Origin of the sequence: Sphingobacterium lactis, assembly GCF_051951495.1 — a bacterium.
In the GTDB taxonomy this organism is placed as follows: Bacteria; Bacteroidota; Bacteroidia; order Sphingobacteriales; family Sphingobacteriaceae; genus Sphingobacterium; species Sphingobacterium lactis_A.
This window is the reverse complement of the sequence record NZ_JBNHAS010000002.1, coordinates 181,681-208,051: the sequence shown is the minus strand read 5'-3', so window position 1 is coordinate 208,051 and position 26,371 is coordinate 181,681. Positions and strand designations below refer to the sequence as shown.

At 38.6% G+C, this 26,371-nt stretch carries 28 protein-coding genes; 16 read left to right on the top strand and 12 right to left on the bottom strand.

Annotated elements, in window-relative coordinates; translation table 11 throughout:
* The first annotated feature begins 53 nt into the window (after positions 1-53).
* Together ACP6L2_RS08620 and ACP6L2_RS08615 are read left to right on the top strand one after the other, a co-directional pair.
* Complete coding sequence (locus ACP6L2_RS08620; RefSeq protein ID WP_440508832.1) at positions 54-533, top strand: GAF domain-containing protein; 480 nt, start codon at positions 54-56, stop codon at positions 531-533.
* Between the two features lie 134 nt (positions 534-667).
* Positions 668-1,501: a hypothetical protein gene (locus tag ACP6L2_RS08615; RefSeq protein WP_440508831.1), complete on the top strand. Its 834-nt coding sequence runs from the start codon at positions 668-670 to the stop codon at positions 1,499-1,501.
* Here the strand turns inward: ACP6L2_RS08615 and ACP6L2_RS08610 are convergent.
* The 11 genes from ACP6L2_RS08610 to ACP6L2_RS08560 form a co-directional block, all read right to left on the bottom strand.
* Entirely contained in the window at positions 1,473-2,384 is a 912-nt protein-coding gene (locus ACP6L2_RS08610; protein WP_440508830.1) for a WD40 repeat domain-containing protein, read from the bottom strand. The two genes, ACP6L2_RS08615 and ACP6L2_RS08610, sit on opposite strands and share 29 nt — an antisense overlap.
* Before the next feature lie 66 nt (positions 2,385-2,450).
* The gene (gene hisIE / locus ACP6L2_RS08605; RefSeq protein WP_440509585.1) at positions 2,451-3,041 is read right to left on the bottom strand and encodes a bifunctional phosphoribosyl-AMP cyclohydrolase/phosphoribosyl-ATP diphosphatase HisIE; all 591 of its coding nucleotides are present in this window, start codon (positions 3,039-3,041) and stop codon (positions 2,451-2,453) included.
* An 11-nt stretch (positions 3,042-3,052) separates the two neighbouring features.
* Complete coding sequence (gene hisF / locus ACP6L2_RS08600; protein WP_440508829.1) at positions 3,053-3,808, bottom strand: imidazole glycerol phosphate synthase subunit HisF; 756 nt, start codon at positions 3,806-3,808, stop codon at positions 3,053-3,055.
* Between the two features lie 2 nt (positions 3,809-3,810).
* The gene (locus ACP6L2_RS08595; RefSeq protein ID WP_440508828.1) at positions 3,811-4,563 is read right to left on the bottom strand and encodes a HisA/HisF-related TIM barrel protein; all 753 of its coding nucleotides are present in this window, start codon (positions 4,561-4,563) and stop codon (positions 3,811-3,813) included.
* Positions 4,564-4,579: 16 nt separating this feature from the next.
* A complete protein-coding gene (gene hisH, locus ACP6L2_RS08590) occupies positions 4,580-5,170 on the bottom strand; it encodes an imidazole glycerol phosphate synthase subunit HisH (RefSeq protein ID WP_440508827.1) in 591 nt (196 codons plus the stop codon).
* A gap of 41 nt (positions 5,171-5,211) precedes the next feature.
* Positions 5,212-6,351 carry a bifunctional histidinol-phosphatase/imidazoleglycerol-phosphate dehydratase HisB gene (gene hisB, locus ACP6L2_RS08585; protein ID WP_440508826.1) on the bottom strand — a complete coding sequence of 380 codons (1,140 nt, stop codon included), beginning with the start codon at positions 6,349-6,351 and terminating at the stop codon, positions 5,212-5,214.
* Between the two features lies 1 nt (position 6,352).
* Positions 6,353-7,411, bottom strand: a complete 1,059-nt coding sequence (hisC, locus tag ACP6L2_RS08580; protein ID WP_440508825.1) for a histidinol-phosphate transaminase — start codon at positions 7,409-7,411, stop codon at positions 6,353-6,355.
* Between the two features lie 52 nt (positions 7,412-7,463).
* The gene (locus tag ACP6L2_RS08575) at positions 7,464-8,375 is read right to left on the bottom strand and encodes a ribonuclease Z (protein WP_440509583.1); all 912 of its coding nucleotides are present in this window, start codon (positions 8,373-8,375) and stop codon (positions 7,464-7,466) included.
* Positions 8,376-8,379: 4 nt separating this feature from the next.
* Positions 8,380-8,757 carry an STAS domain-containing protein gene (locus ACP6L2_RS08570; RefSeq protein ID WP_440508824.1) on the bottom strand — a complete coding sequence of 126 codons (378 nt, stop codon included), beginning with the start codon at positions 8,755-8,757 and terminating at the stop codon, positions 8,380-8,382.
* A 25-nt stretch (positions 8,758-8,782) separates the two neighbouring features.
* Entirely contained in the window at positions 8,783-9,727 is a 945-nt protein-coding gene (locus ACP6L2_RS08565) for a phosphoribosylaminoimidazolesuccinocarboxamide synthase (protein WP_440508823.1), read from the bottom strand.
* A 31-nt stretch (positions 9,728-9,758) separates the two neighbouring features.
* Positions 9,759-10,730 (bottom strand): PhoH family protein, encoded by a 972-nt coding sequence (locus ACP6L2_RS08560; RefSeq protein WP_344673248.1) that lies wholly within the window; start codon positions 10,728-10,730, stop codon positions 9,759-9,761.
* 255 nt (positions 10,731-10,985) lie between these two features.
* On the opposite strand from ACP6L2_RS08560, the gene ACP6L2_RS08555 reads away from it, so the two are divergent.
* Positions 10,986-11,771: an SAM hydrolase/SAM-dependent halogenase family protein gene (locus ACP6L2_RS08555; protein WP_440508822.1), complete on the top strand. Its 786-nt coding sequence runs from the start codon at positions 10,986-10,988 to the stop codon at positions 11,769-11,771.
* A 679-nt stretch (positions 11,772-12,450) separates the two neighbouring features.
* Here the strand turns inward: ACP6L2_RS08555 and ACP6L2_RS08550 are convergent.
* Complete coding sequence (locus ACP6L2_RS08550) at positions 12,451-14,043, bottom strand: discoidin domain-containing protein (protein WP_440508821.1); 1,593 nt, start codon at positions 14,041-14,043, stop codon at positions 12,451-12,453.
* A 430-nt stretch (positions 14,044-14,473) separates the two neighbouring features.
* Between ACP6L2_RS08550 and ACP6L2_RS08545 the strand changes: the two genes are divergently transcribed.
* From ACP6L2_RS08545 to ACP6L2_RS08485, 13 genes are all read left to right on the top strand, one after another.
* Positions 14,474-14,995, top strand: coding sequence for a hypothetical protein (locus tag ACP6L2_RS08545; protein WP_440508820.1), 522 nt, complete (start codon positions 14,474-14,476; stop codon positions 14,993-14,995).
* 55 nt (positions 14,996-15,050) lie between these two features.
* Entirely contained in the window at positions 15,051-16,886 is a 1,836-nt protein-coding gene (locus ACP6L2_RS08540) for an ABC transporter ATP-binding protein (protein ID WP_440508819.1), read from the top strand.
* Positions 16,887-16,980: 94 nt separating this feature from the next.
* Positions 16,981-17,358 (top strand): YtxH domain-containing protein, encoded by a 378-nt coding sequence (locus ACP6L2_RS08535; RefSeq protein ID WP_440508818.1) that lies wholly within the window; start codon positions 16,981-16,983, stop codon positions 17,356-17,358.
* 51 nt (positions 17,359-17,409) lie between these two features.
* A complete protein-coding gene (locus ACP6L2_RS08530) occupies positions 17,410-18,069 on the top strand; it encodes a heme exporter protein CcmB (protein WP_440509581.1) in 660 nt (219 codons plus the stop codon).
* A complete protein-coding gene (ccsA, locus tag ACP6L2_RS08525; RefSeq protein ID WP_440508817.1) occupies positions 18,014-18,745 on the top strand; it encodes a cytochrome c biogenesis protein CcsA in 732 nt (243 codons plus the stop codon). Before ACP6L2_RS08530 ends, ccsA begins: the two co-directional genes overlap by 56 nt.
* A gap of 6 nt (positions 18,746-18,751) precedes the next feature.
* Complete coding sequence (locus tag ACP6L2_RS08520; RefSeq protein WP_440508816.1) at positions 18,752-18,970, top strand: CcmD family protein; 219 nt, start codon at positions 18,752-18,754, stop codon at positions 18,968-18,970.
* Positions 18,971-18,979: 9 nt separating this feature from the next.
* On the top strand, positions 18,980-19,963 hold the full coding sequence (locus tag ACP6L2_RS08515) for a DUF6427 family protein (RefSeq protein ID WP_440508815.1): 984 nt from the start codon (positions 18,980-18,982) through the stop codon (positions 19,961-19,963).
* Between the two features lie 193 nt (positions 19,964-20,156).
* A complete protein-coding gene (locus tag ACP6L2_RS08510) occupies positions 20,157-21,491 on the top strand; it encodes a hypothetical protein (protein WP_440508814.1) in 1,335 nt (444 codons plus the stop codon).
* A gap of 1 nt (position 21,492) precedes the next feature.
* Positions 21,493-22,095 (top strand): LPS export ABC transporter periplasmic protein LptC, encoded by a 603-nt coding sequence (gene lptC, locus ACP6L2_RS08505; RefSeq protein WP_440508813.1) that lies wholly within the window; start codon positions 21,493-21,495, stop codon positions 22,093-22,095.
* Between the two features lie 161 nt (positions 22,096-22,256).
* On the top strand, positions 22,257-24,347 hold the full coding sequence (locus ACP6L2_RS08500; RefSeq protein WP_440508812.1) for a SurA N-terminal domain-containing protein: 2,091 nt from the start codon (positions 22,257-22,259) through the stop codon (positions 24,345-24,347).
* 64 nt (positions 24,348-24,411) lie between these two features.
* On the top strand, positions 24,412-24,927 hold the full coding sequence (locus ACP6L2_RS08495; RefSeq protein WP_344673261.1) for a DUF2480 family protein: 516 nt from the start codon (positions 24,412-24,414) through the stop codon (positions 24,925-24,927).
* Positions 24,928-24,957: 30 nt separating this feature from the next.
* Entirely contained in the window at positions 24,958-25,749 is a 792-nt protein-coding gene (locus ACP6L2_RS08490) for a DUF3108 domain-containing protein (RefSeq protein WP_440508811.1), read from the top strand.
* Positions 25,750-25,752: 3 nt separating this feature from the next.
* Complete coding sequence (locus ACP6L2_RS08485) at positions 25,753-26,319, top strand: DUF3109 family protein (protein ID WP_440508810.1); 567 nt, start codon at positions 25,753-25,755, stop codon at positions 26,317-26,319.
* Positions 26,320-26,371: the final 52 nt, after the last annotated feature.

Sequence of the window (26,371 nt, the reverse complement as noted above, 5' to 3'; positions counted from 1 at the left end):
CAATCCATCTTTGGACAATTTCTTATATTTGCAAACGAAATAAACAGTAGAAAATGGCAGAAGATTTAACCATCCATAAAGGCACTAAAGAAGAACAATATCAGTCCTTACTTCCTCAAATCAAGGGCTTAATAACTGGAGAAGATAACCTCATTGCTAATTTAGCTAACATTGCGGCCGCGCTTAAAGAACAATTTAACTTTTTCTGGGTTGGCTTCTATTTAGTAGATAACAAGCAATTGGTACTAGGTCCTTTCCAAGGTCCAGTAGCTTGTACACGCATGGCCTATGACCGCGGTGTATGTGGAACAGCTTGGGCTAAAGAAGAAACCATCATTGTCCCAAATGTGGATGAATTCCCAGGTCATATTGCTTGTTCTTCCCTTTCAAAATCTGAAATTGTAATTCCTATATTCCAAGCAGGGAAATGTATTGGAATTTTAGATGTGGATAGTGATCAATTAGATGCTTTTGATCAAGTTGATGCAAAATACCTGCAAGAAGTTTTAAACTACTTGCCGAAAAGCGTTTAATACCTAAAATTAGGTATTAAACGTAATTAATCCTATCTACAAAGGAAAATCGATTAAATTTCACTAAATAAATCATAAGTATTCGAGTAAAAAGATTATCTTCGCTGAACGTCACACCTAATTATTAATCTGCCATGTCTACAGCGAAGACATTAGCTCTGCTCAATTGTATCATAGTCACGATTAATTTTTCGTGGATTATTCTTATTGATAACAGTTATTTCTTCGGAGATTCTATCAATTCGGCAATCAGCGAATACCCAACCTATTTAACTCCCGATACAATTACTTTTAAAATCTGGTCCTTTTTAGCTGCCAATATGATATTAGTGGGTATACTCATGTATATAGCTAGCAAAAATGAACAAGAAAATATACGAACCCTTAAAAAGGTAGAAAAAATAGGAAACCTATTGCTGATTAACCAACTATTTTGTGGAATGAGTATGGTTTTGAAATTAAACGACCAATTCATTTTATCGGTTCTATGTTCAATAGGATGTTTAATCACTATTCTGTTGATCAATAGAAAGATCGAAATCCACAAGCTGGTATCCAATTCCATCACCCGATATTTTATCCGCTTAGGTTTTGGTGTATATACAGGTTGGATGATTGTTATAGCAGCCTTTAACAGCGTTATCATCGTAACGAAATACGAATTGATTACAAACTCAATCGAGATGTTCGGATTAAACTTGGCAATTATAGTCGCAGCAACTGTTTATGCTATTTATTACACCATCTCCCACAATTTACCTGCTGTATCAGTAGTCATGGCTTGGGGAGTTTTTGGTATTCTATTAAAGAACATTAATAGCCCGTTTTATATTCAACCGGATATGAAACCTTATTTATTTATCCTGTTGGCAGCAACGGTTCTAAGTTCAGCCTATAGCTTTTATCGCTGCAATGTAAGAAGAGGAACTGTCGTGGAATTTAATGAAAATCCACCTTCCATATCTTAACTTGCTTATCATCACTTACCGTGATGATTCTGTCCTCATTCCATAAGAGATTATTGATACTGAGGTAATGACTATCAAAACCTCGGTCTCTTGAAATATTTTTAGCGAGGGTCCAATCTTTTGACTTCCATATTTTCAATGTTTTATCTCGACTAGCTGTAGCAAGATATCCCATGTCCTCTGACGCTGCAATACCATAAACAGTAAACATATGCGGAACCAATTCTTGAACTTTCTCTAAGTTTTTAGGATTTAATCGATATAATTTAGCATCTCTACCCCCGGATACCAGATCATCTGCAATAAATTGAAGACTAGTTACCGGCAACTCATGAATCTTTTCTTTGCAGATGACATGAAAATCATGCGCATCGTGTAAATGAATATAGCCTTCCTTATCACCGAAAGCTAAGAAACGTTCATCGGCAGACATGGCAATTACTCTTGAAGTATCATTGGCGACCTTAAAACGGTATAACAATTCCTTATTCTCCAAACTCCATACATAAGCATACCCTTCCTCTCCTATTGCTAGAAGTTCTTGTTTGCCTATAAGGTACAGAATATCAAAAATAGCTCCCGATTCCGTTTTCCAATTGCCAAGGATCTCCATCTTCAGGGTATCCAATAAGAGAACTTGTCCTGAGCGCATACCTACAGCAAGCATATTCGTACCTGGAATAGTCAACAGTTTATATACAGAAGATCCCACTTTACAGACAATACGCTTAAAAGATTGACTTTTTAGGTCCCATTCCACCACGCCTTTATCATTCCCACCCGTGAATAAGATGGAACGGTCATCAGGTTGCGCTAAAGCAAATATGGGGTTTTGGTGTCCTGTTAGGCTGGCTTCAAGCTGTACGTCTGCAATACTTCTCATAATACAAAGATAAGCCCAATAGCTATAAATAAAAAGGCTAACCTGAGGTTAGCCTTTCAAAGTATCTTATTGATGTCTACTTTCCAAATTCTTGGCGACAGTTTCTAAACCCATCCCCTTCTCCTTGAGCAAAACCAATAAATGGAAAAGCAAGTCAGAGGATTCATTAATGAAATCCATATCCGTTTCACGAAGAGCTGCAATAACAGTTTCAACAGCCTCCTCGCCTACTTTTTGCGCGATTTTATTGATTCCACGACCACGAAGCCTATTGACATAGGATTCATCGGATGGGAAGTCAATTCGGTGTTGAATAATACGCTCCAATTGAAACAAGAAGTTCTGATTGAACTCCGTTTGAAAACAACTTCTGGAACCAGTATGACAAGTAGGCCCTACTGGATTCACCAGCAATAATATCGTATCCTGATCACAGTCAAGATGTGAACTCACTACATGTAAGAAATTTCCACTCTCTTCGCCTTTAGTCCATAGACGATTCTTACTTCTGGAGAAAAAAGTAACCTTTTTTTCGGCTTCTGTTTTCTTCCAGGCTTCTTCATTCATATAGCCCAACATTAAGACCTCTAAGGTCTGAGCATCTTGAATAACCGCGGGCACTAATCCATCGCCCTTACTAAAATCTATATTCATGATGATCTTGTATTTTAAGTTCTAACGGTCACCCCATTAGCCTTAAGTGTATCTTTTAATTCTGGAATCAGGATTTCCCCATAATGGAATACCGAAGCTGCTAAGGCAGCATCTACTCCCGCTTCCTGGAATACATCAACAAAGTGTTGTTGATTCCCTGCTCCGCCTGATGCAATTAAAGGAATGGAAATCCGATCATTCATTTCCTTTAATAATTTCAAGTCAAAGCCATTCTTTGTGCCATCATGATCCATGGAGGTCAACAGAATTTCACCTGCCCCTCGACCTGCAGCTTCTAAGATCCAATCTTCCGTTTTTATATCCGTTAAATCACGTCCGCCACGCAAGTGGACATAATTGCCATCATTAACGAATCGAGTATCCACTGCCAATACCACAAACTGAACCCCAAATGCTTTGGCAAATTCATCCAGTAGTTTTGGATTACGAACCGCAGCTGAATTTATCGAAATCTTGTCTGCTCCAGCGTTTAACAACACATCGGCATCCTTTAACTCATTAATCCCGCCCCCAATCGTAAATGGAATATTAATCTGGCTAGCCACAGACTTTACCAGGTCAACCGTCGTCTTCCTGCGTTCATGGGTGGCTGTAATATCCAAGAAAACCAATTCATCAGCCCCCTGTTGAGAATACTGATAGGCTAATTCTACCGGATCACCAGCATCGCGAAGGTCAACAAAATTAACCCCCTTAACGGTACGGCCATCCTTTACATCCAAACATGGAATTATCCGCTTTGCTAACATCCTTAGAAGTTAATTAAGGCCTTTAAATTCCAAGCCTTGATATCTTCAATTGAAATTCTATTTTCATATATGGCTTTCCCAACAACAACCGATTCCATTTTACCTAAATCGTTCAATGCCTCAATATCACCCATGGAACTAATTCCTCCGGAGCCTATTAATTTAATAATGGGAGAATGAGCCAATAATTTACTGTATAGCTCTACACCTGCACCACCTAGTTTACCATCCTTACTGATATCCGTACATAAAAAACGGTAAAATCCTAAACTAAGGCATTTATCAATGTATTCGATTAATTTGATTGGGGAGCTTTCTAACCAGCCTGAATATTTGATGACCTCATCCAATACATCAATCGCAATCACGATATGGTCAGCATATTTCGTACGACCTTCGTTTAATTTTGATAATTCCTCTAAAAAGGTCGGATTAGTAATCGCTTGTGTCCCAACAATTACACGATATACGCCAGCGTCGATTAGTTCTTTCACTTTTTCTATGCTGCGAACACCCCCTCCATATTGCACTTTCATCTCCGTACGACGGATGATGTCAAATAGGTAAGCCTGGTTACTAAAGTCACCTTTAGCACCATTCAAATCTATGATATGCACGATTTCCGTACCATTGGCATGGTACTTCTCGATCTGCTCTTCTAAAGAAATAGGATAGGTTGTTACTTCATCGTAATTGCCTTCTCGCAAGCGGACAACCTGTTTGTCCAATACATCAATTGCAGGTATAATATACATAATTTCAAATATTCAATTATAAGTTACTAAAGTTCAGCAGCAGGGTTTCGCCTGCCTTCCCCGACTTCTCCGGGTGAAATTGTACCGCCCAAAAATTATCCTTTGCAATAGCTGCAGAAAATGGTAATCCATATTCACAGCGTGCCACGCAATAGGCTTCGTTATACTCGATAAAATAGGAATGTACAAAGTAAAAATAGGAATTGTTTGCTATATCTTTAAATAATGGACATTTATCATCAAACGCAATCGTGTTCCATCCCATATGTGGCACCTTTTCTCCTAATTCTTCCTCAAAATGAAGCGTCTTTACAGGTATAATTCCCAACAAATCAGCATTTCCTTCCTCAGAATAATCAGTCATCAACTGCATTCCTACACAAATTCCCAGTACGGGCTTTGTTTGTTGTTTGATGATCTCTGCCAACCCTGAAGCCTTTAGCTTTTCCATAGCCGCTCCAGCATGGCCCACACCCGGAATTAGAATGCGATCATATTGCTCGAAATCCTCCGCATGGTTTATCATACCATAACTTAATCCTAAACGCTTTAAGGCCGCAGTAATCGAGAATATATTGCCAGCTCCGTAATTTACTATCCCAATCATCTTTTATCTTCCTTGTATAACCATTTGGTATTCAAAAAGTTTTACAGCAATCCCTTGGTACTTGGTAATTGCATATTGTCAGCATCACGACGAACCGCTTTTTTAATGGTCTTTGCCAATGCCTTAAAGATTGCCTCTATCTTGTGATGCTCATTATCTCCAGTTGCTTGAATATTCAAATTCGACTTGGAAGCATCTGAGAATGACTTGAAGAAATGGAAGAACATCTCTGTAGGCATATCCCCTATTTTTTCACGTTTAAACTCCGCATCCCATACGATCCAATTACGACCGCCAAAATCCAATGCTACCTGTGCTAGGCAATCGTCCATTGGTAAAGTATAAGCATAACGCTCAATACCACGTTTATTACCTAATGCGGTAAGAAAGATCTCGCCTAATGCAATTCCGGTATCCTCAATGGTATGGTGCTCATCAATGTGTAAATCGCCTTTAGCTTTGATGGTCAAATCCAACGAACCATGACGCGCTAATTGATCCAACATATGATCAAAAAAAGGCAATCCCGTTTCAATGTCCGATTTACCTGAACCATCTAAGTTCAGTTTAATATAGATATCCGTTTCATTGGTCTTCCGATGATGCTCTGCAACTCGGGTTCCCAATTTCAAAAATTCATAGATAGACTTCCACTCGGAAGTTTCCAAAGCCACAACGTCGGCATTGATTTCTACGCCTTCCAATTGACCCAATTGGTCATTATTTCTCAACCAAATTGCCCTTGCCCCTAAATTCTCCGCTAATTTCACATCATTCACGCGATCACCTATGACAAATGAATTGGCCAAATCGTATTTCGTTTCATCGAAATATTCCTTCAACATACCTACACCAGGCTTGCGCGTTTCTGCTTGCTCATGAGGGAAGGTACGGTCAATATGCTCGCGTGCGAAAGCTACACCTTCGCCAGCAAAACTATCCATGATGAATTGATGCACCGGAAAGAAGTTTTCCTCTGGATGGGAGTCGGTACCCAAACCATCTTGATTCGTTACTAATACCAATTCAAAATCCAATTCCTTGGCTATTCTTGGTAAGTACTGTAAAGCACCTGGATAAAATTTTAGTTTGCTGAAAGAGTCGACTTGTTCATCTGCTGGTTCTTGAACCAAAGTCCCGTCTCGATCGATAAAAAGTACACGGATTAATTGCTCAGACATGCTATTTTGATTTATAAAAAGATTGGATTTCGGCTAGTAATTTTTCATTTTCATTTTTCGTACCTACGGTAATACGTAAGCAACCCTCACATAGAGCTACCTTGGACCGATCACGAACGATAATCCCTTGGTTAACCAAGGCATCGTATAATCCTCTAGGATCTTCTAACTTCACCAATACAAAGTTGGCATCCGAAGGTGTAATGTGTTCAACCTGGCTTAAGTTGGCTAATTGAGTGATTAATGCTTCTCGCTCCTGAATGGTTTCTTTAATCCATTCATTTACGATGTTATAGTTATCCAATGCTTCCAAGACTAAGTCTTGTGTAGCTTGATTAATGTTATATGGCGGTTTAATCTTATTGAAAACAGCTATTATCTCCTTGCTAGCGAACGCTAAGCCCAATCGTAATGCTGCCAGTCCCCATGCCTTTGATAAGGTCTGTAAAACGACCAAATTCGGGAATTCAGGAAGAGAATAGGTAAATGATTTCTGCTTTGAATAATTGATATAAGCTTCATCAACCACTACGATTCCTTTAAAATTCAGCAATAAGGTTTCAATATCCAATGGATTGATGCTATTGCCTGTAGGGTTATTTGGCGAACAGATGAAGATAATCTTGGTATGCATATCCAATGCATCTGCAATACCGTCTAGGTCTAATTGAAAGTCTGGTGTTAAATTGACTTTACGGACTTGCACATCATTAATATTTGCTGACACCTCGTACATACCATAGGTTGGTGGAACAATGATGACATTATCTAATTTTGGGGTACAAAATGCGCGATAAAGGATATCAATGGCTTCATCAGAACCATTTCCCAGAAACATATTTTCTGAAGGTACACCTTTAATTTTCGATAACTTATGCTTTACTTGATGTTGAAGAGGGTCGGGATAGCGGTTATAATCATGAGGAAGTGGTGAACCAAATGCGTTTTCATTGGCATCTAAGAATACTGATGCTTCCCCTTTAAATTCATCCCTTGCTGATGAATAAGGTACGAGATTTCTAATATTATCCCGAAGTAATGCGTTTAAGTCGAAGGACATTTTACTGGTCAATTTTTTGAGCTGTAAATATGGTCAAAAAATCACAAAATCACTAAACTAAATACCATTTCCCTTCTACAGAAAGCTCTGTATTAGGAAATACGGATTGTGCTTCTTCCAATAGTGGTGTTAAAACCTTATACCGAGCGGAATAATGCCCCAAAAGCAATTTCTTCACACCTGTTTCTTTGGCAATCTCTGCTGCCTCCAAGCAAGTCGTATGAAAGGTTTCTTTTGCGCGATCTCGCATATCGTCTAAGAACGTTGATTCGTGATACAATAGATCGGCATGTTGAATAGAAGACAGATAAATCGGATGACGTACCGTATCCGAGCAATACGCATAACTTCTGGACTTCGGTCCAGGCTCAGTCAGTTCACTTGCATAGAACACTTTGCCTGTAGGATCCACATAGTCTATCCCTTTTTTCAATAAGGAAAAATAGGGTTTTGGAATACCTGCAGCTTCCACTTTGTCCGCTAAAATACTTGCCGACCGCTTTCCTTCATCAAAACGAAATCCCGTACAAGGTATCCTATGGACTAATGGGAAAGATTTTATCGACATCATTCGTGAGCTGAAGATTTCCTCTTCCTCATTGGGATTGGTGTGGTGAAAAATAATGGGATAACGGATAACCGTCTCAGAGTACTTAAAATGTACTTCTAGTATTTCCTGCAATGGTGCTGGACCGTAGATGTGCAGATCTGATTTTCGACCAACCAAGTGCATGGAAGACAAGAGGCCAATTAAACCTAAATAATGATCTCCATGCAAATGACTAATAAAAATATGGTCTATACGATTGCTTTTGATTCCGTACCGCGACAATTGCATCTGGGTACCCTCTCCACAATCGATCAAAAATAATTGTTCGTTATAGTTGATGACTTGTGATGTTGGATGGCGTTCAAAGATCGGCGTAGCAGAGCTATTACCTAATACCAACACTTCAAATCGAATCATCTTATACTTGCCCCTCTTTTAAGTCTAAGCGAATCTCATTGCCAAAGATTAAATCCTTTGCTTTTTCCACATTAGAAGTAATAATGAGGTATTTATCTAAACCTAAAGAATTGATATATTTTTTTACACCATCATTCAGATTGGTAATGATAAATAATCCACCTAGGGATTTACAAAGACGACGAGCTAACAATCCTGTACGGATTCCATGCTCATCCGTCTCCAATACTTGATTCATATCGAGGACGATGTTTCGCTGACCACCGGTATTGCGTAACATAAATTCGCCTTTTAAACTTGCGGCAGCATCCCCATCCAATTTCTGTTGAAGAGGCTCTATCACCACGTATCGATCGTACTTATCCACCGTAAATTTCATAATATGTTCCTTTTTTTGGTAATTCCTATAATTGTGCTAATGCTTCGTTCACATTTTTCTCCACCCGATTCAACACCTCGCCTTCAGCAGGGTATTGGAATTTATCCCCAGTGATGTGTTCGAAAAGCTCAATATAGCGCTCAGAAATTGAATTTACAATAGCATCTGTCATTTCAGGTACTTCTTGTCCTTCTTTCCCTTGGAAACCATTCTCGATAAGCCATTGACGGACAAACTCTTTGGAGAGTTGTTTTTGGGCTTCGCCATTCGCTTGACGTGCTTCATATCCATCAGAATAAAAATAGCGTGAGGAATCCGGCGTATGAATCTCGTCGATCAGGTATATTTCACCATCATGCTTACCAAATTCATATTTCGTATCCACCAAGATTAAGCCTCTATCAGCCGCAATCTCTGTTCCGCGTGCATATAAGGCATGTGCATACTTCTCCAGTTGGCTGTATTCCGCTTCACTTACGATGCCTTGGCGAATAATCTCTTCACGGGAAATATCCATATCATGTCCTACCGCAGCTTTGGTGGTTGGTGTAATAATCGGAGTTGGCAACTTATCGTTTTCCTTTAACCCTTCAGGCAAAGTAACGCCACATAATTCACGACCACCATCGCGGTAAGTGCGCCATAAATGTCCAGAGACATAACCACGAATAACCATTTCCACTTTGAAAGGCTCACATTGTTTCCCGATTGTAACATTGGGATCAGGAACAGAAACCACCCAATTTGGAACAATATCCTTGGTTGCTGCCAAAAATTTCGATGCTATTTGATTCAACACCTGACCCTTGTAAGGTATTGCCCGTGGCAATACCACATCGAAGGCTGAAATACGATCCGATGCGACCATAACTAAATAGTCGTCGCCGATGCTGTATACATCACGGACCTTGCCCCGGTAAAAGGAGGTTTGATTATTGAACTGAAAGTTCGTTTCTTTTATTGTACTCATTATCTTATGCGCATTCACGCGTTAAATTTCATTAAATATCACCGTAGGCTTCAAGGATACGTTTCACAAGTTTATGCCTTACCACGTCGGCACCACTTAGGTAAATCATATCAATTCCTTCAATACCATCCAGAATTTTCACAGCATTTACCAGTCCTGATTGTGTTTTCTTCGGCAAATCCACCTGCGTCATATCTCCAGTCACGATGAATTTCGCCGTTGGTCCCATACGCGTTAAGAACATTTTCAACTGCATATCGGTCGCATTTTGTGCTTCATCTAAAATCACAAAACAGTTATCCAAGGTACGTCCGCGCATAAATGCTAAGGGTGCAACTTCAATCGTACGGTTCTCTAAATATCCTTTCAGTTTTTCAACAGGGATCATATCATCCAAGGCATCGTACAAAGGACGTAAGTAAGGATCTACCTTTTCCTTTAAGTCACCCGGCAAGAAACCTAAGTTCTCTCCAGCTTCTACTGCAGGACGTGTTAAGATTATACGTTTGATCTCTTTATTGCGTAAAGCACGAACAGCAAGTGCAACGGCAGTATAGGTTTTACCCGTTCCTGCAGGACCTATAGCAAAAAGAATATCATTCTTATTGATACTATCCACCATACGGCGTTGGTTGGCCGTTCTTGCGCGCACCACAATTCCATTCGGACCATAAACAATAGGCTCCCCTTTCATGGCAGCCGCCTTTGCATCAGCCTCATCTTTACTGTTCACAGGTGCCTTAATGTCGCTGACAACGCCTAGGATGCCCTCTAGCTCCAATAATGAGAGTGTTTGAAATTGGTTAACGTGGGCTAGAATCTGATCGAATGTTTGTTGAAAACGACCTCTTTCCCCTTCTTCGCCTAATACCTTTAGTTGACTACCCCGTGCTACCAAGCGCAGTTTTGGGAATGCCTTCTTGATAAGCTCATAATTCTCATTCTGTGCCCCCCATAGGGTTACCAGATTGACAACATCTAAATTGATTTCTAATTCACTCAAATTTTAGTGTGTTAATTGTTCAATTATTTTTCTTTTCATCCCCTGCGGGTTTCTTTAAAGATACCCAATTTTATACTATCTTGAACCTTTTAAAGGTTTTGCTGACTCAAAAATACAAACTAATTGAGCAGAAATAAAAGCATTTGCAAGGATAAATTCACATATGATTTAGCATTCAGTTTACTTTTTCTATTTTTGTAGTTCGCTTATCAAAAACATCAGTTAAAAATTTTAGCTTCGGGCATTCTGGATAGTATGGGAGTAATAACGTTAACCACCGATTTAGGTCATCGCGATTTTTATCAAGCTGCATTGAAAGGCAGTATTATTTCGCAATTGCCTAATGTGCGATTGGTGGACATATCACACGATATTCCATCCTTCAACATACAACATGCGGCTTTCGTTATCAACAACGCTTACCCGTATTTCCCCAAGAAAACGGTTCACCTTATCGGTATTGACACCGTATTCCAAGAAGATTCACGCTATTTAGCCATGGCATACAAAGGTCAATTCTTTGTGGGCGCTGATAATGGTATCTTCAGCATAATCCTTGGTGAAGACCAACCTACAGAATTGATCGAAATCAATATCATGCAAGATTTGCGTTACTTGCATTTCCCATTAGCGGATATCCTGACCAAAGCTGCTTGCCATATCGCCAATTCCGGCAAGTTAACAGACATTGGTTTCCATATTGATAATGCCGTACAAAAAGTAACCTTCCAACCGGTTTACAATCAGTTTAGCATTAAGGGGCATGTGACCTACATTGACTCCTTTGGCAACGTCATCAGCAACATCAGTAAGGAGCTTTTCAATAAAGTGCAAAACGGTAGAGATTTCATCTTACGATTCAAACGCAATGAAACCATATCAAAATTAAGTTGGCATTACAATGAAGTAGTGGAAGGAGAAAAACTTTGCCTATTCGGCATCAGTAATTTCTTGGAAATTGCCATCAATAAAGGAAATGCCAATCAATTGTTAGGCTTATATCAAGACGAAACCATCTTGGTGGAGTTTTTCGATAAATAGGTTTTTTCAATTCTATTCAAAAGTTTTACTTTCCGATATAATCTTAAGTCCGCAAATGAATTAGCAGGACTTTTTTGATTTCACTCTGTGATCTACCAAGGATAACATTCTCCTTACACCTCCCTATTGATAAAAGTATACGCCATATCGTATTCTTATTTTAGCCCATAATCCTTCGAAACTCCAATGGAATTTTCAAGGATCTGATACGGATCTTTTTCGGATCTCGTTCGCTTCTAACCGAACGAGATCCGAACGAGTTCCGAAGGAGTTCCGAAGGAGATCCGAAGAAGTGTCGAAGGAAACCCTTGTGAGAGACGTGGAGACAACAGACGAAAGACACCAGATTTTAGACCTATTGGCGAGATATCATTTATGTCATTTACAACTCAGAACGAAGTGAAGAGTCTCTGTTCCCTCTCCACAAGACTCGTCATCTTCCATCGAAGGTGGAAGATCTTTAAACTATGCAAATCAGTTAAAGAAAATAAGTTGAAATAGATTTTTGCAAAAGACGGTCGAAGCATGCTTCGACCCTACGGTTTTTGTGGTAAACAGTAATAAAATCACGAACGTCTGTAGGGGCGATGCATGCTTCGTCCGCTAAATTTAAATTAGAAATAAAATTCAAAAGGCTGACACATTAATTTGGTCAGCCTTTTCTATAAGTAGTTTTTGATTATTTATAAATTCCGAAATCCGCCAAGTTTGCGTAATTAAAATCTCCCCATGAGTTTTGGGATTCAATTTTTAAATACCGCGTGCTGATTGTAGATCCCAAATCAATATTGATCCACGATCCATTCACATTTGGCAGTTGAAAAGTTTTTAACAGCGTCCATTGTGTACCATTTGTACTTTGGTAAACTTTGACATCCTTCAATGCTCCATTAAGGTTATCACGCTGTCTAAATGCCAATCCTTTGAAACTACGCACTTCCCCCATGTCTACAGCTACCCAATGTGGATGAGTCGGTTGCCCTGTTCTCCAGGTGCTGTGCCAAAATGTATTTCTGTTGTTATCCAAGATATAAGAAGCCATGCCATCCCATTCTTCGCTATCTTTTCCTAAGATTGACCAGCCATTAGTAGGTTCCAACTTATGTACAGTTACTCCAGAAATCTGTGGGATAGAATTGACAAAAGAATAGTTATATCCAAAATTGGTTCGTGTACCATTTTCATGAACAAATCCGATACGCAATTGGTAATCGCCTTCCAATTTATAGAAATCGGTTAAAGGGCAAACAAAGTGGAATCCGTCTGTACCTACGACTTTTCCAGACCAACTTACAGCATCGTAATCTGTGTTTGCTGCTCCGTATGGTGCAGGATCATTCCATACAATGATATCGTTTACTTTCTTACTGCTTTGGAATTTTCCATCAATGACAATACTTCCATTTTCGTATTTTACCGAGAGTTCAGTGATCTCGTTATTAACTGTTGTATACCAATCGCTACGTGTTTCCGTACTGAAAGTTTGGGAACTATTGAAAGTTGCTGTTGAAGACCTCGAAAGCGTCGTTAATGACTTTCCATAGGTATAGTTTCCATCACTCATTAATGAAGTACCTCGCGATGTAACCATGGATTTTATCATTTTATCGTGGCTGGCATTCAGACCATGTCCAAGTTCATGTAATAATCCGCCAATAAATACTGTTGCTGAGTTACCACGAGCACCGGATGTACCCAAGTAATTTACGTCCAGGTATTGGAAGTCTAAGGCATAACAATAAGTACCACTTCCATAATATGGAGGTCCTGAAGGTCTATAAGGGTCTGTAAGATCATAGGCAGGAACGATGATTAAATTATGTACACTTTTCTTATCATTGGGGTTTTGCGTGAAATAAGCATCAACTTCGGCTTTAATATTTGGCCCACCACCCTCGTACATATACTTTTCTTTACCAAATTTACCTTTGAGATAAATCACATTTACCGTTTTGTCATTGATCAAGTTAAGACCGAAGGATTTTCGACCATAACCATCTTTTTCCATATCATCGGCAAATTCCTTTTGACCGCGCAATAAGATTTGACTTAAACGATTTTTGAAATTTGCAAAAGTATCTACATCATTAGGTACAAAATAGAACACATTCAATTTGTATGGATTTTTGTTCCATGGATTGGTAATTTCCGTTGGTTTTGGATCTGGATCTGGACCTGGTTTTACTCCTGGATCAACAGTAGATTTTGAACAAGAATAAAATGCAAATAGAAATACGCATAGAAATACCCTCCAAAGGTTTGTGTGCATCATCGTAATAGGATTAAATAGTTAATTGATTATTTGATGCGATATTACTATTCTTTATTTAAAATTTTAACGAAACACATTTGTCTTTTACTCATTTTTATTAATCAAACGATTGCCTAAACAACGAAATAGAAAACAATGTAACGATAAACAACAACTATTTAAGAAAAATGACCTATTTAGCTATATGAATCAATTAAAAAGTAGGAGTAAACCGTAGGAAAATTTAACTCCAGGATGATGCTGTAAGAGATAGAAGGTAGCTCATGCAGGCATTACTAAAGTATTCCATGTGAAACATATTTTGTATTCTTGGACGCATTTTTGATGATAAAAAAACTAAATATCCTAAAACAACATGTTTAAAACCCGAATACCTCTATGGAGGAAGCTTAATTTTCAATTTTTATTTTTAGGTTTAATAAGCTTTTACATGAGCAGTATGCAAGCTCATGCGAACATTCAAGATAGTACAGCAAAAGCTGCTGATTCCCTGACTTTCGAAGCACAAAGAGCAAGAGTCAATCAGCTATTGGACTCCAGAAGCAAGCGGTTTGGCGAATATGCTACCTCTTTGGAAAAGAAGACCGGTGTTTTCGGTTTATTTAAGACGAAAAAAGATATGCAGAAATCAAATGACATCCTTCGGGAATTGGTCATTAACGATAATAATATCTTCTTAGAGACACGTAAATTGCTTGACTTGAAAGACGCACAATCCGAGCGCTATCAAAAACTAGCCACTGAATACGACCAACAGGTCTCTGCCTACATGAAAACCATCAATAAACTTCAAAATGAAAACGACAAACTGCGAGGAGAAATCAGTCAATTGCATGATGTAGATCAAGGAAGTGACAATAAACTCTTTTTTGCAATCGTCCTGATTTTGATTCTGGTAGGTGTAATTGTCTATCTTTATTTAAAGAATAAGCCTAAAAAATTGACTGTATAGTGATAAGAAGACATAGATATATGTTTACTTTTGCCCAATTCATTAGTAAAGATACATGGCCAGACCGAGATTGAACAGTGGAGATTCGCATTCGGAGGATTTACCGAAAACGAAATTAAACAAGGATACCTTTAAAAAAGCCTTAAAGATTTTCTCTTATATCAAACCTTTCAAGTGGAAGTTTGTGATAGGGATGATTTTTTTGATTTTATCAAGTTTAACCATGCTGACCGTTCCAGCATTGCTTGGAGCGATGATTAATGCAGCCCAAGGGCAGCAATCTTATCAATGGTTGCCAGCTGATGTTTCCTATATAGGTGGACTAAGTATTGCTATTCTCGGGATATTAGCCGTCATTTCCTTCTTCCGTATCCGTCTTTTTGTGGAGATTGCAGAGAAGGCATTGGCGAAAATCCGTAAAGAAAGCTACCTGAAGCTAATTACCCTTCCCATAGATTTTTTTGCCAACCGCAGAGTTGGTGAACTAAACAGTAGATTATCTGCCGATCTATCGCAGATTCAAGATACCATGACAACTACTTTGGCGGAAATAATCCGTCAAACAATTAGTTTATCTTTTAGTGTGGTTTTATTGGTTTTGGTATCGCCAAAGCTTGCCCTGATGAACCTGAGTATTTTACCGGTGATTATTGTGATCGCTTTAATATTCGGGAGATTTATCCGCAAATTATCTCGCGAATCGCAGGATGAACTTGCTGATTCCAATGCCATTGTTCAAGAGACTTTATTGGGCATTAGCAATGTAAAAGCATTTGTAAATGAGTTTTTCGAGTCTAAACGTTATGCTTCAAAATTAGAGAAGGCCGTTAATTTGGCGGTTAAAGGGGCTACCTACCGTGGTATATTTGCTTCTTTCATCATTTTTGCCATTTTCGGAGCTGTAGTTTTGGTTATTTGGTATGGCGCGACATTGGTATCTACCAAGGAAATTTCTGTTGGTGATTTGACCAGTTATATTTTATACTCCATGTTCGTTGCTGGTTCTATGGGAAGTTTCCCGGAGTTATATGCCAGCATACAGCGCTCCTTAGGCGCTAGCGAACGCATCTTGGAAATCTTGGATGAACCTCAAGAAAATATACAGGTAGCAGAGAGCGATAAAGTCATTAAACAGGAATTGCGTGGTGATATTCGTTTTGACCATGTTCAATTCTCCTATCCAACCAGACCTGATATCGAAATATTAAAAGACATCTCGTTCGAAGTTAAAGCAGGCAAGAAATTAGCGATTGTAGGACCTAGCGGTACTGGGAAGTCAACTATTGCATCCCTAATCCTACAGTTCTATCAACCAAGTGGCGGTACGATTTATTACGATGACATACCATCATCAGAATTAGCCTTGACCGATATACGTAATCAAGTTGCCGTAGTACCTCAGGATGTACTCTTGTTTGGCGGTACGATTCGAGAAAACATCAGTTATGGAAACCTGACTGCTGACGCGGAAGACATTATTATGGCGGCGAAGCGTGCCAATGCCCATCAGTTCATTATGGATTTTCCAGATGGTTATGATACGGTTGTTGGAGAGCGCGGGGTGAAACTTTCCGGCGGTCAGCGACAACGCATTGCCATAGCACGCGCTTTATTAAAGGATCCTGCGATTTTAATATTGGACGAAGCAACTTCCTCTTTGGACTCTGAGTCCGAGCGTATGGTGCAGCTAGCTTTAGAGGAATTGATGAAAAACAGAACCTCCGTGATCATTGCTCATCGACTATCGACTATTCGCGATGCCGATTGTATCATCGTGGTGGAAAATGGTTTAATTTCAGATAAGGGAACCCACCAAGAGTTGATGACTAAGGGTAGTGGGCTTTATCAGCATTTATACCAATTACAATCTTTACAGGTGATTGAAAGTTAATTTTTGTTAATTTCTAATACCCACAAACATTTTGGCTTATTGCTTGTTTGAATTATAATATCATTAACAAAAAATAGGATAAAACAATATAATCATGGAAAAGAATAGAAATGGACTAGTGGCATTCGCCCTATTAGGATTAGCAGTAGGTACAGCGGCATACTATTTATTAGGAACCGAAGACGGTAAAAAACAATTAGACCGTGCAAATGACGGTATCAAAAGTTTAACGAAGTCAATTAAAGATTTATCAAAGAAAGAAGCGAAACGTGCTTCCAAATTTGCTAAAACAGCGAAAGAGGATTTAGAGAACCTTAAAGATCGTGCAAAGAATGCAGGCCGTGATGCATTGGATAAAGCAGCATCTAAAGCTAACGAGTGGGCAGGACGTGCATCAGACGCAGCTCATGGAATGGCTGACAAAGCGAGCGATGTAGCTGACAAAGCAAAATCTGAGATTAAAAACGCTTAATTTCTAGCTCATTCCACTTGGTAGAGCAGATTGATTCGTATCTTTGTGGCGATGAATCTGATTACTCAAGTAAAAACATTAATATATAAGGATGTTCTTTTGGAATGGCGTTCAAAATATGCCATCAACAGCATCCTACTTTATGTGGTATCCACCGTATTTGTATGTTATCAATCATTCAAATCGGTGGATACTTCTGTTTGGAACACTTTGTTTTGGATAATATTACTTTTTGCAGCTATCAATGCCATGAGCCGTTCTTTCCTTCAGGAAACGGGGAACAGGCAGATGTATTATTATAACTTGGTGAGTCCATTGGCAATTATTCTTGCCAAGATTATTTACAATTCCTTTATCATGATATTGATGACTGGAATTGCCTTTGTAGTTTACAACCTTATTTTCAGAACGCCTATTGGTAACTTACCTGTTTATTTGCTGAGCATATTATTGGGCAGCATTTCTTTTGCCACTGTTTTTACCATGGTTGCCGGCATTAGTGCAAAGGCCGGTAATAACAGTACCATCATGGCGATCTTGAGTTTTCCTGTTATTATTCCTTTGTTAATCGTGTTGATTAAATTATCGAAATCAGCAGCAATGGGTGGCTTAATCGCTGAAAACTGGGGAGATATTGCTGTTTTATTGGCAATTAATGTCGTTACTATTGCCGTTTCTTTGCTGTTATTTCCTTACCTTTGGCGAGATTGATTTTTTAGTACTTATGAGAAAAAATTGGTGGAAAATCTTGGCCGTAGTCATGGTTGCGAGTACGGTGATAGCCGGTTTATTAGGTCCAGTACCGGTACTGTATATATTAAATGAAACCATCAGAAATGTTTATTTCCACGTCCCAATGTGGTTTACTATGATGATTTTATATTTAATTTCATTGGTTTACAGCATCAAATATTTGAATACAAGTAAGCGGGAATATGATTTCATGGCAGTTGAAGCCGTAAATACAGGAGTATTGTTTTGTATCTGTGGTCTATTGACTGGTATGTTATGGGCGAATATTACTTGGGGTACACCTTGGACAAACGATCCACAATTGAATGGTGCTGCAATAACTACCTTAATGTATTTGGCCTATTTGGTATTGAGAAATGCCTTGGAAGAAGAGCAAAAGAGAGCAAAAATCTCTGCGATATACAACATCTTCGCATTTCCGATTATGATTGTATTGATCTATATCCTTCCAAAAATGAACGATTCATTACATCCTGGAAGTGGAGGTAATTCAACCTTTGGCTCCTTGGATATGGATAATAACATGCGCCCAGTGTTTTACACGGCAGTAATTGGATGGATCCTTATCGGGACTTGGATAGCAACCTTACGCTATCGCATTCGTTTAATTGAAGACAAAAGAAATAGTATTTAAGAAAATATGAGAAATTTCCTATTATCCCTAATGGCCATGCTAGTAAGTTTTAGCAGCGCTGTTGCACAGACTACAACAACTGACCATGTACCTATGGCAGATGGTCTTCGTGCTGAAGGAAAAATCTATGTGGTTGTTTTGGTTATGTTAGTTATTTTCATCGCGGTTGCTGTTTACCTATTCACACTTGACCGCCGAGTGAAGAAATTAGAAAAAGACAACTAAGAATAAGATATGCTGATTAACCAACACCGGACATTATCGGGATTAAACATCTTCCTGGTGACCCTTGTTGGCACAGTATTATGCCTTGGTGCCTATACGCACTTACCTGAACGATTAACACCGGTCCTTTTTGAGCCGGGCTTAGCGAACCTTTTAGGATTTCAAATTGGGGAGAATATTTCGCCCCAATCCAACGTATTCATTACCTTGGCATTGACCATTCTTCAGGCATTCTACCTGAACCGTGTAGTAAATCACTTCAACTTATTGGGAAAGCCAAATTTCCTTACCGCATTGATGTTCATGACCTTGGTTAGTGTGTTTATTCCCTTCCTGGTCTTATCCCCTACCTTAATCTGTAATTTCATCACCATTTGGATGTTGCACAAACTATTCAACATCTATAAACACAGTGATGTGAAAGGAATCATGTTTGATCTAGGCTTGTTAATAGCCTTGGGAAGTTTGATTTACTTTCCATTTATCGTGATGTTGCTGCTTATATGGGCTAGCTTGGTCATATTTCGACCATTTGCTTGGCGAGAGTGGGTTACACCATTATTGGGGGTTATCGTGGTTTATTTTCTTTTAGCGGTAGCCTATTTCTGGTTGGAGCGGATGGATGAGTTTTACCAGATTTTTATTCCATTCAGCTACCCATTTCCAACACGTTTGAATATGGACATGCACGATTTCTTCGTGTTGATACCTGTTGTAGTTGCTTTAGTTGGTTTTCTTTTTATCCTTAAGGACAATTTCTTTAAGAGTGTAGTACAAGTCAGAAAGAGCTTTCAATTACTCTTTGTGATGTTGATTTTAATCTTTATCTCCTTTTATTTGAATCCAGATAAATCTGTAAACCATTTTTTATTGACTATTCCGGCGATTTCGATTTATTTGGCTTATTTTTTCACCTATGCGAAGGTACGGTGGTTTTATGAGACCTTATATGCCGTAATAATAGCCACGATTATCTACTTCCAGTTTTTCTAAAAAACTGATATTTAGTTGTTTAACCTTTTTTAACAACTAAATATCCCGTGATTATTAAAAATTAGATAGTTTTGTAGCGAAAATTTAGGCTTAAAATGCCAAAAATAAGAATTAACCTCATCGTTTTAGATTATGGAATAAGGATTCCCTTGATCGATCAAATACGATGGTTTATTATAAAAAGTTGATACCATTGAGACGAATTTTTAGAAACAGACAGTTATTTACACTTTTGGGTATAGGTGCTATGCTCTTGGGTTACACGGAAACACGTGCCCAATCATCGACTTCCCATTCTCCTTATTCACAATTTGGCTTAGGCCAAATGCGTGAGGATCAATTGCCTCAAACCCGTTCTATGGGTGGTATCACGAGCGGTGTCCGTTATCAAAGTGGTTTACCGATTTTAAACATATCCAACCCGGCGAGTTACTCAGCTTTCAGTTTGGCTATTTTAGATGCGGGCTTATATGGTAATGTGACCCAATTGGCAAAATCAGGCAGCCAAGGACATACAGCAGACTTTGCATTCAGCCATTTCGCATTCGGATTTACCTTAAATAAAACAAACGGACCGAAATTAGGTGGTGTTTCCTTTGGTTTAATGCCGTATTCGGATGTGGGTTACAACACAGCGAGCACTCGTCAAATCGATAATATTCCTTATAAATCAAGTTTAGTTGGTGAAGGAGGCGTAAATAAAGCCTATGTAGGTTATGGTGTTTCCATTTTACCAGGGTTCAGTATCGGTGCTAACGCTGGTTTTCTTTTCGGAAACTTGTATGATAAGTCCATGATTGAATTTCCATTTGAAGCAGGCATGTACAATACGGTTCAAACCCGTACAAGACAGATTCGTGGGGCAACCTTTGATTATGGTGCGCAGTATTTCAAAGCGCTAGGAAATAAAATGAACTTGACTATTGGCTATAATGGTTCCTTAAATAACACTGTAAATAGCAAAACGAGTTCATTAACTACCTTGACACAAACAGATCCTTCATTAGGAGATAATGGACAAGTAGCGATTGACACATCGGCAATGGATATGTTATCCAATAGAAATATCAATCTTCCGCTAAAGCATTCCGTTGGTTTTACCTTGAGCAAAGGTGTTAACTGGAGTGTGGGTGCCGATTTTAAATATGCTGATTGGTCAATTTTCCAAACGGAGCAAGGACAACCTAAGTTAGGTAAAAACATGGGTATTGCAGTAGGTGGGCAATTTAAGCCAGATCCTACATCCATGAAATATTTGAATGTGGTGGATTACCGTCTTGGTTTCCGCTATAACAAATCGCACATCTCAGTCGATAACCATCGATTAACAGATATGGCAGTTACGGTAGGTTTAGGTTTACCATTACCTGAGAACAATTTTGGTCGTACATTTTCAAATGTGAACATTTCTGCCGAATTTGGTCAGCAAGGTACCATGAACTATAATTTAGTTCGCGAGCGATATATCAACATCAACTTAGGCTTTACCCTAAATGATGCTTGGTTTAAGAGAAGATCTTACGATTAATATGTTAATTCCGAAATTAAAGATATCATCCATTTTGCCCCTAACAATTATATTGCTAGGGGCAATCTTGTCAATTGCCTGTGAAAACGATCAGAAGGACATTGATCGTTTGACGAATATTGAGGCTGAGGAGGCAGTGGATATATCGAAGGATGTAACGGTTATTTATAGTGATTCGGCGAGGGTAAAAGCAGAGCTTAAAGCTCCAGAAATGCGCCAATATCACGATAGTACCGGTAACATGGAATTTAAAAAAGGGGTCTTGGTAATCTTTTATGACGATAATGCTAAGGAATCGCAACGCATCACTTCCGAATATGCGATTCTAAAACAAAAACAAAAGCTCACTGAATTCCGAAAGAATGTGGTGATCACGATGGCAGATGGATCGGTGATCAAAACGGAGGAGTTGATTCATGATGAGCAGAAAAAGCAATATTATGGTAGCCAACCAATTAGCGCTGATTTCACAGATGGTAGAGGACAAATGCAAGGGACTTCGTTTATTTCGGATGTCGATTTCAAAATAGTGGATTTCACAAATGCCACAGGAATAATATACCCTAAATCAAACTCTTCAGGTTTCCCTGGTTTCGGAAACTAACAGAAAGTGAAGTAATTGACTAATAATATTTGGGAAACGGCCTAAAAATAAAATTTTACACTTTTTTTCATAAAAGTTGTATCTTGCGCCTTGTTTTAAAGAAACACAATTAAGTAACTCAAATTAAGCATTAAAATATATAGTATACAGTTATGGGATTAATGGGCTATTTGCGAAACCATGCGGGACTAGTTGTTACCGTTATAGCTTTGGCAATTGTTGCGTTTTTATTAGGCGATATGATTAACATGGGGACTCCATTTTGGCGCAGCAGTCAGAATGAGGTTGCAAATGTGAACGGAGAAGGTATCGACTATCAAGAGTTTAATGGACAAGTAGAACAAACAGTGAACATGTATCAGCAACAAATGGGTGGTGCAAACAACCCGCAGATGCAAGGATATGCGGTTCAACAAGTTTGGAATCAATATTTGACTCAGCAATTGATTTCTCAAGAGATTGAGAAAATCGGAATTGAAGTAGGTAAAGATGAATTGAACAGTTTAGTGAGTGGAAAAAATCCTTCTGCATTAATTGCACAGTATTTTACCAATCCACAAACAGGTCAAATTGACAACAATGCATTAAATGCATTTATTCAACAAACTAAACAAGATCCTAATGCAAGAACGCAATGGGAAGGTTTATTGAAAAACATCAAAACTGATCGTTTATTCCAGAAATACAGCACATTGGTTAACAACAGTGTTTATACCACTGCTTTAGAGGCGGAATACGATTATAACTCTCGTAATAAACTAGCTAACTTCAAATATGTGATGTTAGACTATGCATCTGTAACAGATGCTCAGGTTAAATTGACCGATGCAGATTATAAAGAGTATTACGATAAGAATAAAAATGCTTTCAAGAACAACGAAGAGACACGTAGTATTGATTACGTAATTTTCGATGCTCGTCCAAACAACGCAGATACGGCATTAGCGACAGCTGAAATCCAGAAATTAAAGAATGAATTAGCTGCTTCAACAAATGATTCTTCATTTGTAAACATCAATTCAGAGAATAAATACCCAGTAAGATATTACGGAAAGAATCAATTAAGCGCGGCTTTAGATTCAGTAGTATTCAATGCTGCTCCAGGAACAGTTGTTGGACCGTTCTTAACGCAAAATGTTTATGAGATTGCTAAAGTAATCAGTGTTAAAAACTCACCGGATTCTGTAAATGCTAGCTTAATTGTGATTGATCCTGCTGCTGAAGGAGGGCTTGACAAAGCAAAAGCAAAAGCTGACTCCATCAAAAACTTGGTATTAGCAGGTGGTAATTTTTCTACTTTAGCAGTTGAATTCAGTGCTGATCCACAGACAAAAAATAATGGAGGTGAATTGCCAACATTAACTCGTGGAGCAATTCCTGAATTGGACGAAGTATTATTCGACGGTGTAACTGGTGATGTAAAAGTAGTTCCTACCAACAATGGTGTACACATAGTAAAAGTGAACAAGCAAATTGGTAGCTCTAAAATTGCCAAATTAGCAATCGTTGACAAAAGCATCGTTGCAGGAAAAGAAACAACAGATTTCGCATATTCAAAAGCTAATACATTCTTCTCAGGCTTAACTGGTAAGAATTTCGAAGAGCAAGCGAAGAAACAAAACTTAACGATCATGAAGAACGACCGTACTGCTGCTATGGATAACACATTCGGCGCAATTGAAGTACCACGTGATTTAATTCGTTGGGCATTTGAAGCAAAACAAGGCGACGTAGGTGAGAAAATCTTCGATACACAAGATAACTTCATCGTAGCTCGTGTTACAAATATTCAACCTAAAGGCCATCAGCCATTAGAGTCTGTAAAAAGTGTTATTGAGCCAGTTGTTAGAAACATGGTTAAAGCACGTATGTTGAAAGAGAAAATGAACAATGCCTTAAACGGTGCATCATCTATCGATCAAGTAGCTCAGAAATTAGGTAAGAATGCACAATCTGTAGAGAATGTAGTATTGGCTAATCCGGTTATCCCTGGTATTGCAATCGAGAATGCAGTTGTAGGTACTGTATTTGGTTTACAACCAAATAAACCATCTAAAGCAATCGAAGGTTCTCAAGGTGTATATGCTGTTCAAGTAGTAGGATTTGTAAATCCTAAAGCATTAGCTGGTGAGGAATTAGCTGCACAACAAAGACAAATTACACAACAGAAAGCACAACGCTCTCAAAACGTAATTTTCCAAGCATTACAGGATAATGCGAAGATTGTTGACAATCGTATTAAATTCTATTAATAAAGAATAGTTAAATTTACAGCTGGGTAACGTTTTGTTGCCCAGCTTTTTTTATTTTAGGGAAATGGATATTCAAGAGAACATCGTTAATAAGGTAGCAGAGAGTGGGTTGATTACGATCGACTTGGCAAAATATGCCCCTACGGAGCCAATCGTCGTTTATGATATAAAGGACAACTTATTCCATGGGTTGATATTAAAAGAGAAAGATTTCAGAACATTTATAAAAGAACATGATTGGTCCAGCTATGCCGGTAAACACGTTGGCATTGTTTGTACCGCTGATGCTATAGTACCTACCTGGGCATATATGCTTTTAACCAACAAACTGGTGGAGCATGCCCTATCGGTTCATTTCGGTGATGAAGCTTATGTTCGTCAAGTATTATTTGAGCAACAATTACAGCAATTGGATTATAGTCAATATCAGAATGAGCGTATTGTGGTGAAAGGATGTGGGGATATCTATATCCCTGAGTCTGCTTTTGTCAGTTTTACAGCATCATTAAGTAAAGTTGCCAAAAGTATTATGTACGGAGAACCATGCTCTACAGTTCCAGTGTTTAAGCGGAAAGCTTAAACTATTTATGCTAACCACGGTCATATTTATATGAAAAAATTAATTTCAGTTCTAGTATTGCTATTTGTGTTGAGCTCCATGAGCATAGCACAAACATTACCTTATCTTCCGGAGCCTACCTTTAAAGCGGGTGAGGTTTTGAAGTATAAGTTGCGTTACGGTATTTTATCGGCTGCCACAGGCACCTTAGCTGTACATGAATCAAAATATGATTTCGGGGTAAAAGATGCTATGCATCTTTCCGTTTTCGGACAGACTTCAGGGGCCTTCTCTAAGCTCTATACGGTTAAAAATCAATATGATTCTTACATAGACCGCAGGAATTTCCTGCCGATATTATACACGGAAAATATCCGGGAGAACAATTACCGTCGAGTAGAATACGCTACGTTTGATCACAAGTCTAGAAAGGTAAATGGAAAGAAAGGAAAGTTCACAAGTCCGACAGCACAGACTTTTGACTTGGTATCGGCCTATTACTTCTCCAGGAATCTTGACTTTTCAACGCTTAAGAAAGGCGATAAGTTTAAGATTACGTATTTTCTAAATGATGAAATTGCTCAGTTAGGCGTGGAATACATCGGTGTAGAAAAGATAAAATCTGTATTAGGCACATTGGAATGTATCAAATTGAGTCCTGAAATATCTCCGGGAAGAATCTTTAAAAAGAGCAGTCGTTTGTATCTTTGGGTCACCAACGATGGGAACCGCATTCCTGTAAAAGCACAGGTTGATATCATCATTGGCTCAGTGACCATGGACTTGGTCAGTGCAGACGGATTAAAATTCCCGTTAGGAGAACGGGTTAGTTATTCAAAATAAAAAATGATAGAAGTAGGAAATGTATTGGTTCACGAGGACATCGTGAATCATGATTTTGTTTGTAACCTGAGCAAGTGTAAGGGTGTTTGCTGTATCGAAGGGGATTCAGGTGCTCCACTTACGGCTAAAGAGACGAAAATATTAGAAGATATCTACCCACAGGTTAAGCCTTACTTGACAGAGAAGGGCATTGAGGCTATCGAAAAGCAAGGAAAGTATGTTGTAGACTCCGATGGAGACTTAACGACGACCTGTGTAGATGGAAATAAAGAGTGTGCTTATGTGACTTGGGAGAATGGCATCACGAAGTGTGCCATTGAAAAAGCATATGAGATGGGTGATGTCAATTGGAAAAAACCGATATCCTGTCACCTCTACCCTATTCGTGCAACACATTATCCGGAGTTTGATGTATTGCATTATGACCGTTGGTACATCTGTAAAGATGCCTGTACCTTTGGCCAAGAATTGAAAATCCCCGTATATCAATTCTTAAAAGATCCATTAATTCGAGAATATGGCGAAGAATGGTATAAGGAGCTTGAAATTACCTTAGCTTCTAAACCATAATTTTAGTATTTTTATGGTCAATTTCATCGATTATTAATGGTCTTAAACCATT

Excerpts from the sequence above, each read along its gene's own strand:
- ACP6L2_RS08620 (WP_440508832.1), top strand. The coding sequence starts at position 54 with ATGGCAGAAGATTTAACCATCCATAAAGGCACTAAAGAAGAACAATAT.
- ACP6L2_RS08615 (WP_440508831.1), top strand. The coding sequence starts at position 668 with ATGTCTACAGCGAAGACATTAGCTCTGCTCAATTGTATCATAGTCACG.
- ACP6L2_RS08610 (WP_440508830.1), bottom strand. The coding sequence starts at position 2,384 with ATGAGAAGTATTGCAGACGTACAGCTTGAAGCCAGCCTAACAGGACAC.
- hisF (WP_440508829.1), bottom strand. The coding sequence starts at position 3,808 with ATGTTAGCAAAGCGGATAATTCCATGTTTGGATGTAAAGGATGGCCGT.
- ACP6L2_RS08595 (WP_440508828.1), bottom strand. The coding sequence starts at position 4,563 with ATGTATATTATACCTGCAATTGATGTATTGGACAAACAGGTTGTCCGC.
- hisH (WP_440508827.1), bottom strand. The coding sequence starts at position 5,170 with ATGATTGGGATAGTAAATTACGGAGCTGGCAATATATTCTCGATTACT.
- hisB (WP_440508826.1), bottom strand. The coding sequence starts at position 6,351 with ATGTCTGAGCAATTAATCCGTGTACTTTTTATCGATCGAGACGGGACT.
- hisC (WP_440508825.1), bottom strand. The coding sequence starts at position 7,411 with ATGTCCTTCGACTTAAACGCATTACTTCGGGATAATATTAGAAATCTC.
- ACP6L2_RS08570 (WP_440508824.1), bottom strand. The coding sequence starts at position 8,757 with ATGAAATTTACGGTGGATAAGTACGATCGATACGTGGTGATAGAGCCT.
- ACP6L2_RS08565 (WP_440508823.1), bottom strand. The coding sequence starts at position 9,727 with ATGAGTACAATAAAAGAAACGAACTTTCAGTTCAATAATCAAACCTCC.
- ACP6L2_RS08555 (WP_440508822.1), top strand. The coding sequence starts at position 10,986 with ATGGGAGTAATAACGTTAACCACCGATTTAGGTCATCGCGATTTTTAT.
- ACP6L2_RS08550 (WP_440508821.1), bottom strand. The coding sequence starts at position 14,043 with ATGATGCACACAAACCTTTGGAGGGTATTTCTATGCGTATTTCTATTT.
- ACP6L2_RS08545 (WP_440508820.1), top strand. The coding sequence starts at position 14,474 with ATGAGCAGTATGCAAGCTCATGCGAACATTCAAGATAGTACAGCAAAA.
- ACP6L2_RS08540 (WP_440508819.1), top strand. The coding sequence starts at position 15,051 with ATGGCCAGACCGAGATTGAACAGTGGAGATTCGCATTCGGAGGATTTA.
- ACP6L2_RS08535 (WP_440508818.1), top strand. The coding sequence starts at position 16,981 with ATGGAAAAGAATAGAAATGGACTAGTGGCATTCGCCCTATTAGGATTA.
- ACP6L2_RS08530 (WP_440509581.1), top strand. The coding sequence starts at position 17,410 with ATGAATCTGATTACTCAAGTAAAAACATTAATATATAAGGATGTTCTT.
- ccsA (WP_440508817.1), top strand. The coding sequence starts at position 18,014 with ATGTCGTTACTATTGCCGTTTCTTTGCTGTTATTTCCTTACCTTTGGC.
- ACP6L2_RS08520 (WP_440508816.1), top strand. The coding sequence starts at position 18,752 with ATGAGAAATTTCCTATTATCCCTAATGGCCATGCTAGTAAGTTTTAGC.
- ACP6L2_RS08515 (WP_440508815.1), top strand. The coding sequence starts at position 18,980 with ATGCTGATTAACCAACACCGGACATTATCGGGATTAAACATCTTCCTG.
- lptC (WP_440508813.1), top strand. The coding sequence starts at position 21,493 with ATGTTAATTCCGAAATTAAAGATATCATCCATTTTGCCCCTAACAATT.
- ACP6L2_RS08500 (WP_440508812.1), top strand. The coding sequence starts at position 22,257 with ATGGGCTATTTGCGAAACCATGCGGGACTAGTTGTTACCGTTATAGCT.
- ACP6L2_RS08495 (WP_344673261.1), top strand. The coding sequence starts at position 24,412 with ATGGATATTCAAGAGAACATCGTTAATAAGGTAGCAGAGAGTGGGTTG.
- ACP6L2_RS08490 (WP_440508811.1), top strand. The coding sequence starts at position 24,958 with ATGAAAAAATTAATTTCAGTTCTAGTATTGCTATTTGTGTTGAGCTCC.
- ACP6L2_RS08485 (WP_440508810.1), top strand. The coding sequence starts at position 25,753 with ATGATAGAAGTAGGAAATGTATTGGTTCACGAGGACATCGTGAATCAT.